This window comes from Paracoccus sp. SMMA_5_TC (assembly GCF_009696685.2).
Classification (GTDB): Bacteria; Pseudomonadota; Alphaproteobacteria; order Rhodobacterales; family Rhodobacteraceae; genus Paracoccus.
The window spans coordinates 2,251,032-2,266,066 of sequence record NZ_CP102355.1; the positions used below are offsets into that span (position 1 = coordinate 2,251,032).

The 15,035-nt window shown below is 61.8% G+C and carries 17 protein-coding genes; 10 read left to right on the plus strand and 7 right to left on the minus strand.

Annotated features, from left to right (window positions below; genetic code table 11):
- Positions 1–37: 37 nt before the first annotated feature.
- The 6 genes from GB880_RS11670 to GB880_RS11695 all read left to right on the plus strand — a co-directional run bounded on the left by GB880_RS11670 (position 38) and on the right by GB880_RS11695 (position 4,556).
- Entirely contained in the window at positions 38–592 is a 555-nt protein-coding gene (locus GB880_RS11670) for a thioredoxin family protein (protein ID WP_154490180.1), read from the plus strand.
- 8 nt (positions 593–600) lie between these two features.
- Positions 601–1,272: a phosphoglycolate phosphatase gene (gph, locus tag GB880_RS11675; protein WP_229774256.1), complete on the plus strand. Its 672-nt coding sequence runs from the start codon at positions 601–603 to the stop codon at positions 1,270–1,272.
- A 91-nt stretch (positions 1,273–1,363) separates the two neighbouring features.
- Positions 1,364–1,792 (plus strand): TIGR01244 family sulfur transferase, encoded by a 429-nt coding sequence (locus GB880_RS11680; protein ID WP_154490176.1) that lies wholly within the window; start codon positions 1,364–1,366, stop codon positions 1,790–1,792.
- Positions 1,793–2,028: 236 nt separating this feature from the next.
- The gene (typA, locus tag GB880_RS11685; RefSeq protein WP_154490174.1) at positions 2,029–3,849 is read left to right on the plus strand and encodes a translational GTPase TypA; all 1,821 of its coding nucleotides are present in this window, start codon (positions 2,029–2,031) and stop codon (positions 3,847–3,849) included.
- A gap of 84 nt (positions 3,850–3,933) precedes the next feature.
- Positions 3,934–4,362 (plus strand): TetR-like C-terminal domain-containing protein, encoded by a 429-nt coding sequence (locus GB880_RS11690; RefSeq protein WP_263467150.1) that lies wholly within the window; start codon positions 3,934–3,936, stop codon positions 4,360–4,362.
- Positions 4,363–4,388: 26 nt separating this feature from the next.
- Entirely contained in the window at positions 4,389–4,556 is a 168-nt protein-coding gene (locus GB880_RS11695) for a hypothetical protein (protein WP_263467151.1), read from the plus strand.
- A gap of 30 nt (positions 4,557–4,586) precedes the next feature.
- Here GB880_RS11695 and GB880_RS11700 read toward each other — a convergent pair whose 3' ends face one another.
- The 5 genes from GB880_RS11700 to GB880_RS11720 all read right to left on the minus strand — a co-directional run bounded on the left by GB880_RS11700 (position 4,587) and on the right by GB880_RS11720 (position 9,376).
- Entirely contained in the window at positions 4,587–4,910 is a 324-nt protein-coding gene (locus tag GB880_RS11700; protein WP_154490170.1) for a 2Fe-2S iron-sulfur cluster-binding protein, read from the minus strand.
- 78 nt (positions 4,911–4,988) lie between these two features.
- Positions 4,989–6,197: a beta-ketoacyl-[acyl-carrier-protein] synthase family protein gene (locus tag GB880_RS11705; RefSeq protein WP_154490311.1), complete on the minus strand. Its 1,209-nt coding sequence runs from the start codon at positions 6,195–6,197 to the stop codon at positions 4,989–4,991.
- A 137-nt stretch (positions 6,198–6,334) separates the two neighbouring features.
- Positions 6,335–6,595 carry an acyl carrier protein gene (locus GB880_RS11710; RefSeq protein WP_154490168.1) on the minus strand — a complete coding sequence of 87 codons (261 nt, stop codon included), beginning with the start codon at positions 6,593–6,595 and terminating at the stop codon, positions 6,335–6,337.
- A 31-nt stretch (positions 6,596–6,626) separates the two neighbouring features.
- The gene (gene lpxD, locus GB880_RS11715; protein WP_154490166.1) at positions 6,627–7,715 is read right to left on the minus strand and encodes a UDP-3-O-(3-hydroxymyristoyl)glucosamine N-acyltransferase; all 1,089 of its coding nucleotides are present in this window, start codon (positions 7,713–7,715) and stop codon (positions 6,627–6,629) included.
- 26 nt (positions 7,716–7,741) lie between these two features.
- Positions 7,742–9,376, minus strand: coding sequence for a L,D-transpeptidase family protein (locus GB880_RS11720; protein ID WP_263467152.1), 1,635 nt, complete (start codon positions 9,374–9,376; stop codon positions 7,742–7,744).
- Between the two features lie 316 nt (positions 9,377–9,692).
- Here GB880_RS11720 and GB880_RS11725 point away from each other — a divergent pair, with 316 nt between their 5' ends.
- On the plus strand, positions 9,693–10,253 hold the full coding sequence (locus GB880_RS11725) for a YcbK family protein (RefSeq protein ID WP_154490164.1): 561 nt from the start codon (positions 9,693–9,695) through the stop codon (positions 10,251–10,253).
- Between the two features lie 69 nt (positions 10,254–10,322).
- Here the strand turns inward: GB880_RS11725 and GB880_RS11730 are convergent, their stop codons facing one another.
- Both GB880_RS11730 and GB880_RS11735 read right to left on the minus strand, forming a co-directional pair.
- On the minus strand, positions 10,323–11,075 hold the full coding sequence (locus GB880_RS11730) for an SseB family protein (protein WP_154490162.1): 753 nt from the start codon (positions 11,073–11,075) through the stop codon (positions 10,323–10,325).
- Entirely contained in the window at positions 11,062–11,664 is a 603-nt protein-coding gene (locus GB880_RS11735; RefSeq protein ID WP_229774255.1) for a uracil-DNA glycosylase family protein, read from the minus strand. The genes GB880_RS11730 and GB880_RS11735 overlap by 14 nt, the downstream gene beginning before the upstream one ends.
- Before the next feature lie 162 nt (positions 11,665–11,826).
- On the opposite strand from GB880_RS11735, the gene GB880_RS11740 reads away from it, so the two are divergent.
- From GB880_RS11740 to kdsA, 3 genes are read left to right on the plus strand one after another with little or no spacing between them, the layout of a single operon-like run.
- On the plus strand, positions 11,827–12,480 hold the full coding sequence (locus GB880_RS11740; protein WP_154490158.1) for an ABC transporter ATP-binding protein: 654 nt from the start codon (positions 11,827–11,829) through the stop codon (positions 12,478–12,480).
- Positions 12,464–14,197: a capsule biosynthesis protein gene (locus tag GB880_RS11745; RefSeq protein ID WP_154490156.1), complete on the plus strand. Its 1,734-nt coding sequence runs from the start codon at positions 12,464–12,466 to the stop codon at positions 14,195–14,197. Before GB880_RS11740 ends, GB880_RS11745 begins: the two co-directional genes overlap by 17 nt.
- Positions 14,194–15,027: a 3-deoxy-8-phosphooctulonate synthase gene (gene kdsA, locus GB880_RS11750; RefSeq protein ID WP_154490154.1), complete on the plus strand. Its 834-nt coding sequence runs from the start codon at positions 14,194–14,196 to the stop codon at positions 15,025–15,027. Before GB880_RS11745 ends, kdsA begins: the two co-directional genes overlap by 4 nt.
- Positions 15,028–15,035 lie beyond the last annotated feature (8 nt).

The window sequence follows — 15,035 nt, forward strand, 5'->3', positions numbered from 1 at the left end:
ATGATTTCTGTTCAATGTCCAGATGAACGAGGCGCGAATGGCGGTCAGTCCTCCGGTATGTGATTTTGGGGCCAAGGCCCCGGATTTTGCGCTGCCCGATCCGGATGGCAGGATTTTCCGGCTGGGTGACATTGCAGGGCCGCGTGGCACTCTGGTGATGTTCATTTGCAATCATTGCCCCTATGTCCAGGCGGTGGCCGACCGGATCCGACGTGATGCTGCCGAGTTGCAGCAGCTGGGCATCGGCGTGGTGGCGATCTCATCGAATGATATCGAGGCCTATCCCGAGGACGCCCCGGAAATGATGAAGGCCGAGGCGGCGCGGCATGGTTTCACCTTTCCGTATCTTTACGATGAAACCCAAGAGGTTGCCCGTGCTTACGGAGCAGAATGCACGCCCGACTTCTTTGGCTACAACGCCAGGCTAGAGTTGCAATATCGCGGTCGCCTGGATGCCTCCGGTCGGGCGCCGGCTGCCCTGGATGCAAGACGCGAGCTGTTCGAAGCCATGCGTCAGATCGCCGAAACCGGCCAGGGACCACGCGATCAGGTGGCCTCGATCGGATGTTCGATCAAATGGAAACCTGAATGAACCTCTGCATGGCACCCTGCCCGGTCGTCTTTGATCTGGACGGCACATTGATCGACAGTGCGCCCGACATTCATGCCTGCGTCAACAACGTATTGCGCTTGCACGGGCTGCGGCCGCTGACGCTTGATCAGGTGCGCGGTTTTATCGGTGGCGGCGTCGACGTGCTGTGGCGGCGCATCATCGCCGCCCTGGGCCTGTCGCCCGAGAGCGAACGCGATCTGATCGCATCCTTCATGACACGCTATCATCAGGCAACCAGTCTGACGCGCCTGTATCCCGACGCACTGGAATGTCTGGGCATTCTGGCCGATCGCGGTCATCCATTGGGGATCTGCACCAACAAGCCGGAAGGCCCGACCCGCGCCGTGCTGGACCATTTCGGCATTCAGGGATTGTTTGCAAAGATCGTGGGGGGCGACAGCCTGCCCCAGCGCAAACCAGATCCGCGCCCCCTGCGCGCGACCTTCGTGGCGCTGGGCGCCCATCCCGATAGCATTCGGGGCATCTATGTCGGCGACAGCGAATACGATGCCCGCGCAGCCCACGCTATACCGGTGCCCTTCCTGCTTTACACGCAGGGTTATCGCAAGGCAGCAATCGCGGATCTTGGCCCCCAGGCCAGCTTCGACAGTTTCGCTGAACTGCCGGCGCTGGTCGAAGGCGCGATGATGGGGTTGTGAACCGGATGCACGCTTGCGTTCGCTTGACACCAGCCGCAAACCAGAGGATGCCTCGGCCAAAGCCGATTTTCCTGCACGAAAAGGAAATGCCATGGATCTGCGCCAATTGACCCCTGATCTTGCGGTTTCTGCACAAATCCGCCCGGAGGATGTGCCGGCCCTGGCAGATGCGGGCTTTCGTGTGCTGATCAACAATCGCCCCGACGCCGAGGTGGGTGAAGATGAAAATGACGCGGCGATGCGCAAGGCCGCCGAAGATGCGGGACTAAGCTATTTCTACATCCCCTTCAGCCCCGGTCAGGTCACACCGGACATGATCACCGCCCAGGCCGAGGCACTATCGGCGCCCGGTCCAAAGGTGGCCTATTGCCGGTCCGGCAATCGCTCGACGGTCCTGTGGGCGCTGACACGTGCGGGACAACAACCGATCGATGAGTTGATGCAGGCCGCGGCACGCGCCGGTCATGATATTGCAGGCATACGCCCCCTGATCGAGACGCTGGCGCGCCGCCCGGCCTGAGCGATACGGGAACCCTCTCTGCCCGGCGGACGTTCCTGAACATGTCCAAGCCATCCGAGGCACCTCTGGGCCAGGGAGAAAATCATGAATTCGATCATCTATCTTGTGGGACTTGTGGTCGTCGTCCTGTTCATTCTCAGCATTCTGGGATTGCGCTAGGTCGCTTGCGATTGACGCTGGCCTTTCGCGGCCCCTTGCGTTAGGGGGGCGCAACTCAAGTCAAAGGCCCGCACCGCATGGATATCCGCAATATTGCGATCATCGCCCACGTCGACCACGGAAAAACCACCTTGGTCGATCAGCTTCTGAAGCAATCCGGCGCCTTCCGCGAAAATCAGGCCGTCGCCGAACGTGCGATGGACAGCAACGACATCGAACGCGAACGCGGCATCACCATTCTGGCCAAGGCGACCTCGGTCGAATGGAAAGGCACCCGCATCAATATCGTCGATACGCCCGGCCACGCCGATTTCGGCGGCGAAGTCGAACGCATCCTGTCGATGGTGGATGGCGTCTGTCTGCTGGTCGATGCCGCCGAGGGGCCGATGCCGCAAACCAAGTTCGTGACATCCAAGGCCCTGGCCCTGGGTCTGCGGCCGATCGTCGTTCTGAACAAGGTCGACAAACCTGCCGCCGACCCCGACAATGCGCTGAACGAGGTGTTCGACCTGTTCGCCAATCTGGGTGCGTCAGACGAACAGCTTGACTTTCCACATCTTTATGCCTCGGGCATCGGCGGCTGGGCCGATCTGACGCTGGACGGTCCGCGCAAGGACATGTCGGCCCTGTTCGATCTGGTGCTGCGCCATGTCGAGCCGCCCCGTCAGATCGCGCGTCAGGACGAGCCTTTCCAGATGCTGGCGACCACACTTGGCGCCGATCCCTTCATCGGCCGCATCCTGACCGGACGGGTCGAGGCTGGCCGTGCCCGCGCCGGCGACACCATCAAGGCATTGTCGCGCGACGGCGAACGGATCGAACAGTTCCGCATCTCGAAGGTTCTGGCCTTTCGCGGCCTGACCCAGCAGCCGATCGATGAAGCTGTCGCCGGGGATATCGTGTCGCTGGCGGGCATGTCCAAGGCGACCGTTGCCGATACGCTTTGTGCGCTCGAGGTCGAAAGCCCCCTGCCCGCGCAGCCGATCGATCCGCCGACCATCAGCGTGACCTTCGGTATCAATGACAGCCCCCTGGCCGGCCGCGATGGCAACAAGGTGCAGTCGCGCGTGATTCGCGAGCGCCTGCTGAAAGAGGCCGAGTCCAACGTCGCCATCCGGGTCGAGGATACGCCTGGCGGCGAAGCCTTCGTGGTGTCCGGTCGTGGCGAACTGCAGATGGGCGTCTTGATCGAAAACATGCGCCGCGAGGGTTTCGAGCTGTCGATCAGCCGGCCGCGCGTGATCTTCCGCGAGGAAAACGGTCAGCGGCTCGAACCGGTCGAAGAGGTGATCGTCGATGTCGACGATGATTACACCGGTGTCGTCATCGAAAAGCTGACGGGTGATCGCAAGGGCGAGATGGTCGACATGCGACCCGCAGGCCACGGCAAGACCCGCATCATCGCGCATGTGCCCTCGCGCGGTCTGATCGGCTATCATGGCGAATTCATGACGGATACACGCGGAAATGGCGTGCTGAACCGGATCTTTCATGGATGGACCCCCTACAAGGGGCCGATTCAGGGCCGGCGCCAGGGTGTGCTGATCTCGATGGAAGACGGGGTATCGGTCGCTTATGCGCTGTGGAACCTGGAAGAGCGCGGCAAGATGTTCATCGGCGCCCAGGAACAAGTCTATCAGGGCATGATCATCGGCGAACATTCGCGCGACAACGATCTTGAGGTCAATCCGCTCAAGGGCAAGAAGTTGACCAATATTCGCGCTTCGGGATCGGATGAAGCCGTGCGCCTGACGCCCCCGGTGCGGATGTCGCTGGAAGAGGCCATCGCCTATATCGATGATGACGAGCTGGTCGAGGTCACGCCCAAGAGCATCCGTTTGCGCAAGCGTCATCTGGATCCGCATGAACGCAAGCGCCAGGCGCGCGCCGAGGGCTGATCTGTCACGAAATTCATGATTTTACAGACTTCCGCCTTGGCGGAAGTCTGCTAATCTATTGGTGTTGCCTGTTCAGGAGCGGCTATGGAAAGCCGGGGAAACATTTATCAGACGCTGATTCTTGCCGCCCAGTCCCATCTGGAGGAAAAAGGATACATACCCGAGGATCTGGACGATTTCGCGGCTCGCTGTTCGCTTGCGGCCGATGAGATCCTGGCGGTTTTCCCCTCGACCAGTGATCTGCGTGAAGGTCTTATCTATCAGGCCGTGACCTTGCTGAACGACGCCCTGCGCGATGGGGTGATTCATGCAGCCAGCGACGATCCGCTGGTGCAGCTGCGGGCGATTGGTCATGCCTACCTGAAATGGGCCGAAGCAAATCCGGCCTTGTTCCGAATGCTGGTCACGGCGCTGAACGGTCCGATCGAGCCCGACAGCACCCTGCATCGCTATACCAGTTCGATGCCGACCTTTACCATCGCAAGCTGGCCGAAGCACAGAATCGTGGGCTGATCTCGTCGGCGCGGAATATCGAGGTGGTGACCATGATGCTGCATTGCCTGGTCAAGGGCGGCAACATGATGTTCCTGACCCGCGACACGGACCCATGGTATCAAGGCGAAACGCGTTCCACCCGTGATCTTGCGGAAAGTATCTTTCAGGAGTTTTTGGACAGCATTTCTGCCAAGCCGGCTGCGGCAGGATAGGCGCGGCCACCGCCGCGCCTGCCCCCGGCATCAGATCTGGCGTTCCGGCAGATTGACGATCAGCCCATCCAGTTCGGGCGTCACCTTGATCTGACAGGTCAGGCGCGAGCGTTCCGGATCCGGCTGCCAGGCAAAATCCAGCATGTCCTCTTCCATCGCCTCGCGCGGGGGCAGGCGGTCGATCCAAGCTGCATCGACATAGACGTGGCAGGTCGAACACGCGCAGGCCCCGCCGCAATCGGCATCGATGCCCGGCACGCCATGGTCGCGCGCCCCCTCCATCACGGTCATGCCGGGTTTGACATCGACCTCGTGGACGGTGCCGTTGTGTTCGATATAGGTGATCTTGGCCATGGTCGCTTCCTTGGGCATTCTGCAGCAGAGGGATCATGGCGGGCCGCTGCAAGACACCGCCGACAATTGTTTCCGGTTTCAGACCTTGCGCAGCGCAATCACCGCATTCAACCCACCAAAGGCGAAGGCGTTCGACAGCGCGGCCTCGACCTTGGCTTCGCGCGCCTCGTTCGGCACCACGTCCAGCGCACATTCCGGGTCGGGTTCCTCGTAGCCGATGGTGGGCGCAATGATGCCATCGCGCAGCGCCATGATGCAGGCCAGCAGTTCGACCGCACCGGTGCCGCCTATAAGATGCCCGTGCATGGATTTGGTCGATGAGATCATCAGCCGGTCGGCGTGATGGCCAAAGGCATGGGCCACGGCGGCGCATTCCGTCTTGTCATTGGCGGCGGTGCCGGTGCCATGGGCGTTGATATATCCGACCTCGTCGGGGCGCATATGCGCGTCGTGCATGGCGCCGGTGATGGTGCGCTCGGCGCCGATGGCTGAAGGCATCACGATGTCCTGCGCATCGGCGGACATGGAAAACCCGACGACTTCGGCCAGGATATCGGCGCCCCGCGCCACTGCATGTTCCCAATCCTCGAACACGAAGATGCCCGCACCCTCGCCCTGCACCATGCCGTTGCGGGTGGCCGAGAACGGACGGCAGGCGTCCTTCGACATGACCCGCAGCCCCTCCCACGCCTTGACGCCGCCAAAGCACAGCATGGCCTCGGAGCCACCCGTCAGCATGACAGTGGCCGCACCGGAACGCACCATGTTGAAGGCCATGCCCATCGCGTGGTTGGAACTGGCGCAGGCGGTCGCCACCGTGAAGCTGGGGCCCAACAACCCGTATTCCATGCTGAGATGCGAACAGGCGGCATTGTTCATCAGCTTCGGCACCACAAAGGGGTGAACGCGGTTCTTCCCCTCTTCGTAGACGGTGCGATAGTTTTCGTCCCAGGTGTTCATGCCACCGGCGGCGGTGCCCAGCACCACGCCGGACCGCAGGCCCAACTCGCCCTCGAACACCAGCCCTGACTGGTTGACCGCCTCGCGCGCGGCCAGCAGGGTGAACTGCGTGAACTTGTCGTAAAGAACGATCTGCTGGCGGTTGAAATAGGTCTCTGGTTCCCAGTCGCGCACCTGGCCACCGATACGCACCGCCAGCCGATCGACGTCGCGGAAATCCAGCGGGCCGATGCCGCAGCGTCCTTCACGCATTGCTTCCAGCGTCGAAGGCACGTCGCGCCCCAATGCGTTGATGGTGCCCATGCCGGTAATTGCGACCCGGCGCATACCATTGGCGTGACGCCCCATGATGACGCGACCCAGCATGGTGCGGGCGATCTTGGTCGCGTTCTTGACCTTTCCCTTGACCTTTGCGGTCTTGGGCGTTGCTTTCGCGGCCTTTTCGGCCTTGGTTCTTTTCGCGTTCATGCCTTCTCGGTGACCAGTTTTTCGACAGCGGCGACGATCGCCCCCAGACTGGACACGTCGAAATCCGATTTTTCGGGCTCATTGGCGTTGAACGGCACCGAGATGTCGAAAGCCTCCTCGATGGCGAAAATCGATTCGACCAGGCCCAGACTGTCGATGCCAATGTCCTGAGGCGACATTTCGAGGCTCAGTTCCGAAGGGTCCATCATCGCCTGTTCGGCAACGATCTGGATGATGCGATCGCGGATTTCACTCATGTCGATATCCGATTGGCCTCCTGCGCTGGACTCATTCGCTCTTGTCGAGCAGTTTCTTGACGTTTTCACGAAGCTCCGCCACCTGCGCGTAAAGACGCGGCAGGCGGCGGATGTTCTTTTGCGCCTCGACATGCGCATCCATCTTGACCGCCGGGCTGCCGAGCAGCACCCGACCTGCGGGCGCATTGGTAAAGATCTTGGTCGCGCCGCCGGCAATCACGTCGTCCCCGACAAAGATGTTGTCGGACACCCCGACCTGCCCGCCCAGGACGACGCGGTTGCCGATCCGGGCCGAGCCCGCGATCCCGACCAGACCGCACAAAAGACAGTCCTCACCCACCACGACATTGTGGCCGATCTGGACCAGGTTGTCGATTTTGGTGCCTCGTCCAATGCTGGTGGCCCGAACCGTGCCCCGGTCGATGGTGGAATTGGCGCCAACCTCGACATCGTCGCCGATGTTCAGCCCGCCCAGCGAATGAATCCGCGTCCAGTGCTGCTGTCGGATCTGCTGACGCTCGCCCAGGGTTTCGCGGATTTCCTCGACGCCGGATTTTTCCGGAGTGACAAAGGAAAACCCGTCGCCTCCCAGAACAACGCCGGGCTGGAGGATCACACGGTTGCCGATCGAGACCCTATGCGCGATGCGAACGCCCGCATGAATCAGTGCGTCGCGGCCGATCCTGCTGTCGGCGCCAATCGAGACATGGGGGGCGATCCGCGCGCCAGCACCGATGCGCACGCGCGCACCGATCACCACGAAGGGCCCGATTGCTGCATCATCGCCGATCTCGGCGCTGGGGTCGACGATGGCGCTGGGATGAATGCCCGGTGCAATTTGCGGTCCGGGATCGAAGCTGCGGGTCAATCCGGCCATGGCAAGGCGGGGGCGCGTCACCAGGATCGCAGCGCGCAGTCCCAAGGCGTCGGGATCGGTCCCTTCGGCCAGCAGTGCCAGGCCGCCCGGTGCCAGCTTTTCCACATAGGCCGGGGTTGTGGCCAGCGCGATCTGGTCTGGCCCGGCCTGGCCGGCCTCGGCCGCGCCGGCGACGAGGGCCGTGCCATCGCCCCAGAACGGGGCATCCAGAGCCTTGGCCAGTTCCGCAATGGTCAGTGTCATGAAATCCCCATCCGTTCGGGGATGATCTAGTCGCCCCGGCGACCAGAATCCAGCCCGGCCTTGAGCAAAGCCGCATGAACCAGCGCATCGCGGCCGTAAATGTCGGGGAAGTGATGGATACGCCCCGCCTCGTCCGGGAAGGCGGTGAAATAGACCAGATGCACCGGCACCGGGGGGCGCAGATTCAGATAGGTCTCGCGCCCGGATTTCAGCGCCTTGCCGAACACCGCCGCGGGGTCGGCGCTTTGCGGGCGCAGCAACTCATGCGCCAGGTCGATCGGCCGCCCCACCCGGATGCAGCCATGCGAATAGGCCCGGCTGGATTGATTGAACAGGTGTTTGGTTGGGGTGTCGTGCAGATAGATGTTCCACGGATTGGGGAACATGAACTTCACCTGCCCCAGCGCATTGTCGTCGCTGGGCTTTTGCCGCATGCGATACGGGAATGTGCGGGCTGAGTATTTGTTGAAATCGATGCGGTCGCGGGGAATGACATTGCCCGCACCATCCACGATATCCAGGTGGCTGACCGCGTAACGGTTGGCCTGAAGGCGCGGCAGATACTCCTTGACGGTGATGGATCGCGGCACGTTCCAGCGCGGATTGACGACCATGTATTTCATGGTTTCGGAAAATTCCGGCGTCTCGAACTCCTGGTTGGCCTTGCCGATCACGACCCTGGTTTCAAAGATTTCGCTGCCGTCCTGATAGATGCGGGCGGTGAACTCGGGCAGGTTGACCCAGACGTGGCGCGCATTCAGATCGTGGCCGCGCATCCAGCGCATGCGTTCAAGCGCGACGACCAGGGCAGCCGCCTCGCGGCCGGGTCCGCGGTTCAGCCGTGTCACGGTGCGGGGGCCGGCAATGCCGTCGGCGGTCATGCCCGCACGCTGCTGAAAGGCGGCCACGGCCGCGGTCAGCGGCGCATCGAACGTCTGCTCGCTGGCCAAGGGCGGTGCCGGGAAGCCGATTGCCGTCAGTCGCGCCCGCAGCGCGGCGACCGCCGGATGGGTCATTCCTTCGCGCCAGACGCCTTCGGCAATGGACGGCAGATCGGCCGGAGCCGTCAGCCCCCCCTGCCCGGCCAAGGCCGCTTGCAGCGCCAGATAGCGGGGGTCGCGCGGCGCGAGGTTCTGCAACATCGCGGCAGGATCGGTCGAACGCACGAACTCGCGCAGCAGCTCGCCGGTCGGCGGCCGTTCCGGGATCCGTTTGATGCCCTGTTCGACCTTTCGCGGATCAAGAATCCCGCCGGTGATGTCATGGGTCCAGTCGGCAAAGACACGCGCGAAAAGCAGCTCTGCCTGCAAATCGTCGGCAGTCGCATTTTCCAAGGATGCGAGGTCCTGGCGACGATATCGGATCGCGGGCAGCCCATGCGCCGACGCCTGGGAAACCGCGTCGATCAACGCCCGGCGGCGGGCGGCGGCTTCGGGTCCGGTAAAGACGGGCCTGAGGCCGTTGCTGCCATAGAATTCGGCCAGACCGGGAAAGGATGCGACCATTTCCGCCAGCGCCAGTTCCTGGGGCGAAAAGATCAGTCGCGGCGACGGCAGACTTGCCACGGGAGCAGCCTCGAAAGCCTGGCCATGCGCCGTCACGCCGGACAGGGCCAGCACTCCGGCCGCAATCATGGCGCGAATCGCTTTCGTCCACTTCACCTTGGATCCCCCGTCACTCTGCGCTGCTGGCGCGCCGCGAATCTTCGCACCTTGTCCGAATCTGGTCCAGACAGGGGAAATCATCTTTCGTCAACTGATGCAGACCGACAACGCGATGAAAAAATCCCATGGGAGGGTTCCAGAATCGTTATGGCGTCGGCGGATTCTCGCCGAACATGGCAGAGATCCGCCGCGCTCGGAACGAAATGCTTCCCTACGCTCGCGAGCTGGTGACATATTCTCAACCAGTTCCGGGTAAACCGGGATGGGCCGTCCCAGGGCGGTGACACAAAGATAGCAGGACAGGCGATCTGACATGACGTTTGAAACTATCTCGCGCCGGGGCATTCTTGGTGTCTTTGCGGCGACGACGGTGGCGGCAGCGCCAGTAATGGCCAACGCATTCGGACTGATCCGCGGCGCCGGTGATATTCGACGCATCCGCATGTACTCTCCGCGCACGGGTGAAAGCATCGACACGGTCTATTGGGTCGAGGGCAAGTATATCCGGGACGCTCTCAACGAAATCAACATCTTCATGCGTGATTGGCGCACCGGCCAGGTGATCGGCGTCGATCCGCGCACCATCGACATTGCTGCGGCCTCGCACCGGCTGCTGCAAACAAGCGAACCCTACATGATGCTGTCGGGGTATCGCTCGCCCCAGACCAATGCGATGCTGCGGTCGCGCTCGGCCGGGGTGGCACGGAACTCGCTGCACATGGTCGGCAAGGCAGCTGACCTGCGGCTGAAATCGCGCTCGGTCTCTCAGATGTACAAGGCCGCCTCGGCCTGTCAGGCAGGGGGTGTCGGGAAATATTCGCGGTCGAATTTCGTCCATATGGACTGCGGGCCTGTGCGCCATTGGGGCGCCTGATTCACGCCCAATCAATTGGCCGTGACTTGCCAGAGCCCGCCCGAAAAGGCGGGCTCTGGCCGTTATGCGTCACCGCAGTCGTGGTGGCATCGACGGCTTGGCCTGCGGAATCTCGGCGTTGGTTTGCGGTGTTTCAGCAACGATTCGCAGCGCCCCCTCGGCTCGAGCCGGGGCATCGAAGGTGATGTCCACGCCCCCCTCCAGTCGCGGAAGGAAGGCGATCAGTTCTGCAAGTGCCTTGGCGATCGCAGGCTGATGGCCGGTGGCCGCCCCGTGCACGATCAGCAGATGCGCATTTTGGCCATCGGCCCATTCAACACGGGCCAGATCCACGGCCCGCGCCAGATGGGCCATGTCAGTCATGCGCTGCCCCAATGGATCGGCCAAAACCCTTACGGCCTCCGCGTCAGGCGGCAACAGCCGGCATGTGCCATCAACATGCACCGGCCGCGCATCGGCGCGCAGTGCTTGCATCAGCCATGCCAGCATGTTCGCATCCAGAAGCATCTGCGAAGGTTGTCCGGGGTTCACCAGTAGCCCGACCGCATTCGACACCAGGGCATTGGCCAGCACCCGGCCGGGCGCGGCAAGATGGGCTATTGGCGCCCCCGCAAAATCGGCAAGACGTTCGGCCAGATCACAAGCTACGGCAAATCTGCCTTCGGGCAGATCGAACATCTGCAACTCGACCTGATCGCCTGCCGGTTCATGGGTCAGCGCGGCGAACAGCTCAGTGTCTGCCAGGCGCGACAATACACGAGCCCGCCTTGCCGCATCGGCCAGATGAAACGGAGTGCTGCAAAGTTCGTCAAGATTCGTCATCGGCTTCGCTCAATGCATTCAGAATCGCCACGCGCAATGCGGGCAGTAGCTCTGCTTCGAACCAGGGATTGCGCCGCAACCAGCCGGTATTGCGCCACGAAGGATGTGGCAAGGGAAAGATGCGGGGTGCGTAAGCTCTCCAATCCGCAACAGTCGCCGTGACGCCTGACCGGGCGGCCGGACCGAGGTGCCATCGCTGGGCATGACCGCCGATCAGCAGGGTCAGCCGAGGTTCAAGCAGTTGCATCACTTGCTCTCGCCAGGTCTGTGCGCAGATCGGGGGTGGTGGCAGGTCGGATCCTCGCTGGTCATAGCCCGGAAAGCAGAAGGCCATCGGCACAATGGCAATTTTCGACCTGTCATAGAAAACCTGTTCATCAGTCTGCATCCAGTCCCGCAGACGGTCGCCAGAACGATCTGCAAATGGCCGGCCCAACCGATGCACCTGCATGCCCGGCGCCTGCCCGACCAGAAGAACGCGGGCCCCGGGTGTGAACCACACCACCGGCTTAGGGCGATGCGCCGTTGCGGTCCCGGAAAAACGCTCGGCGCAAAGGCGGCAATTCTGGATCTGTCGCACAAGTTCCATGAGCGGGACATAGGCGCGCCCCTCTGCCGGGATAAGGGGCATTCACGAAATATGAAGCATTGTCCGGGCAATGTGGACAGCACATGGCCGGCAACATAATCTGCATTTGGCCAAGGTGCAGATAGTCACCTCTGGCGGACATGCCGCAGATCGGAAAGCCGGATGATCGAATTCGATGATGTGTCCAAATCGTTCTGGACCGGCACACAGCGCAAGGTGATCCTGGACCGGGCTTCTTTCCGCATAGAACTGGGCAAGTCCATGGGCATCCTGGCGCCGAACGGCACGGGAAAGACCACGATCATCAACATGATGTGCGGGCTTGAAAAACCCGACGAGGGCACGATCCGAACCAGCTGTCGGGTGTCGTTTCCCCTGGGGTTCATGGGTGGAATCACCCCCACGATGACCGCCAATGAAAACGCCAGGTTCATCGCGCGGATCTATGGCCTGGATCCCGACTATGTCGAGGCGTTCTGTCGCTGGATGGCCGATATCAAGGAATATTTCGACATGCCCGTCGGCACCTACAGCGCCGGCATGCGGTCCCGTTTCACGTTCTCGCTGATGCTGGCGCTGGAGTTCGACATTTACCTGATCGACGAGGGAATGCCTGCGACCACGGATGCCGAGTTCAACCGCAGGGCCGGGGCGGTGCTTTACGACCGGCTGCGGTCAGCGACGGTGGTGGTGGTCTCGCACCAGGCCAGGACGATCGAGAAGTTTTGCAATTCGGCCGCCGTGCTGCGTGACGGACGGCTTTATCAGTTTGAAACACTTGAAGAAGCAAGGCAGTATTATGACTACACCGCCTAAAGCACGCGCCTATCGCCTTCGCCGGGAAGAATCGGTTCTGGCTGCCAGCCGCGCGCCGGCGGCCATAGAAACAGCGCGCCGTGTGCAGATATCGGTCAGCAAGCAGGACAATCAGACAGCACCGGAAAATCTGTTCGACAACTCCGACGATGGATTCGGCGACATGCGCTTTCACGGCGCGCCAGCTGCGAAGCGCGCGCCATCTGCCGTGAGCGATGCCGGTCTGGAGGCGCGTATACAGGCTGTGCGTGCCGAGAATCTGACCGACCGGCAGCTACGCATGGCGCGACGAATTGCAGCCATGCATGAGATCGAGGTGCAATCTGACCTGGAGGCCGTGGTGGCGCTGCGGGATCGCGGCATCGATCCCTTTCATCGCGCTTCGGTCGGCAAGATCCTGTCAGAGGAAGGTGCCCGCGCCGTCGCCACGCCAGAACCCAGCGCCCCCAGCACCATGCCCGTGCCTACGCGGCGCGACGGTCCCGGGCGGCGCGGACGAGGCCATGAGATCGTGCCTATCGCACCTTCCCCAACTCAGCTGCCTTCGCGTGAGGTTCTGACCGAGGACAAGCGCGCAGCCGAGATCATCCGTATTCAACAGGATATTGCACGGCGCCGGCGTCGAAAGCTGATGATGCTGATGATGCGCCTGCTGGTCTTTGTCGGATTGCCGACACTGGTTGCGGGCTATTATTACTTTTTCGTCGCAACACCGCTTTATGCGACATATTCGCAGTTCCAGATCCAGCAGGCGGACAAGTCCACGCCGGGTGGGCTGGGCGGTCTGTTCAGCGGCACGCAACTGGCGACAAACACAGACTCGGTGTCGGTGCAAAGTTATCTGACGTCCCGAGATGCGATGTTGCGGCTGGACCGCGATCTTGGTTTTCGTCAGGCCTTTCAGGGCGCGCATATCGATCCGATCCTGCGCCTTCCTGCCGATGCCACCAACGAACAGACCTACAAGCTTTATCTGAACTCGGTAAAGATCGGCTACGATCCGACAGAGGGCGTGGTTAACATGGAGGTCATCGCGCCGGACCCGAAACTGTCGCAGGATTTTTCCTTGGCATTGATCCAGTATGCCGAAGGTCAGGTGGATCAGATGACGGCGCGGTTGCGCGAGGATCAGATGAAAGGCGCCGTCGAAAGCTATCGCGATGCCGAAAACAAGGTGCAGGAGGCACAGCGTCGTGTCCAGGATCTTCAGCAAAAGCTGGGCGTGCTGGATCCGGTTGCCGAAGGCGGCGTCATCATGGGACAGATTGCCGAACTCGAACGTCAGCTGTCGGCGAAGCGATTGGAACTTGGACAGTTGGAATCGAACGCACGTCCCAATCAAAGCCGTGTTGCCGGGGTCAAGGGCGACATCAGCCGTCTGGAACAGATGCTGGCACAAACCCGAAGCCAGCTTACCGAAGGCAACGCGGCACGCGGTTCGCTGGCGACCATTTCCGGGGAAATCCGCATTGCGGAATCCGACCTGGCTACCCGCCAGGAGCTGCTTGCTGCGGCAGCAGCGCAGATGGAAACCGCAAGGATTGAGGCCAACAAGCAAGTCCGCTATCTGTCGCTTTCAATGCCTCCTGTTCCCCCGGACGAGGCAACCTATCCGAAGGCTTTCCAGAATACGATCGTGGCCTTTCTGATCTTTGCCGGCATCTATCTGATGCTGTCTCTGACCGCCTCGATCCTGCGTGAACAGGTATCTTCATGAAGCACGTCCATATCCGCGACCTGACGCTTGGCAACGACAAGCCCCTGTGCCTGATTGCCGGACCCTGTCAGCTGGAAACGCTGGAACACGCGCTGATGATTGCCGAACCCGTGGCGCAGGCATGCGCGGCCGCCGGCGCAGGTTTCATCTTCAAGGCCAGCTACGACAAGGCCAATCGCACATCTTTGGGCGGACGTCGCGGCATCGGCATCGATCAGGGACTGCGCATGCTGGAAGAGGTGCGCAGCCGGCTTGGGTGCCCTGTCCTGACCGATGTTCATGACGTCGATCAGGCACGGACAGCAGGATCGGTTGTCGATGTCCTGCAGATTCCGGCTTTCCTGTCACGCCAGACCGACTTGTTGCTGGCTGCGGGCGAAACTGGCGCAGTTGTCAATATCAAGAAGGGGCAGTTTCTGGCACCATGGGACATGGCCAATGTCGCCGAGAAGGTCGCTTCTACGGGAAATCAGCGCATCATGCTGACAGAGCGCGGCGTAAGCTTCGGCTATAACACGCTTGTGGCCGACATGCGCAGCTTGCCCATCATGGCCCGCACCGGTTGGCCCGTGATCATGGATGCAACGCATTCGGTGCAACAGCCCGGAGGTCAGGGCAGTTCATCGGGCGGACAGCGCGAATTCGCCCCAGTCATGGCGCGGGCCGCAGTGGCGCTCGGCGTAGCTGGTGTGTTCATCGAAACCCACCAGGATCCGGACGAGGCGCCCTCTGACGGTCCGAACATGATTCCGCTGGATCGGATGCCCGCGCTGATCGAATCACTCATGCGCTTTGATGCCTTGGCCAAGTCTGACCCGGTGATGTCCTAGACCGGAAC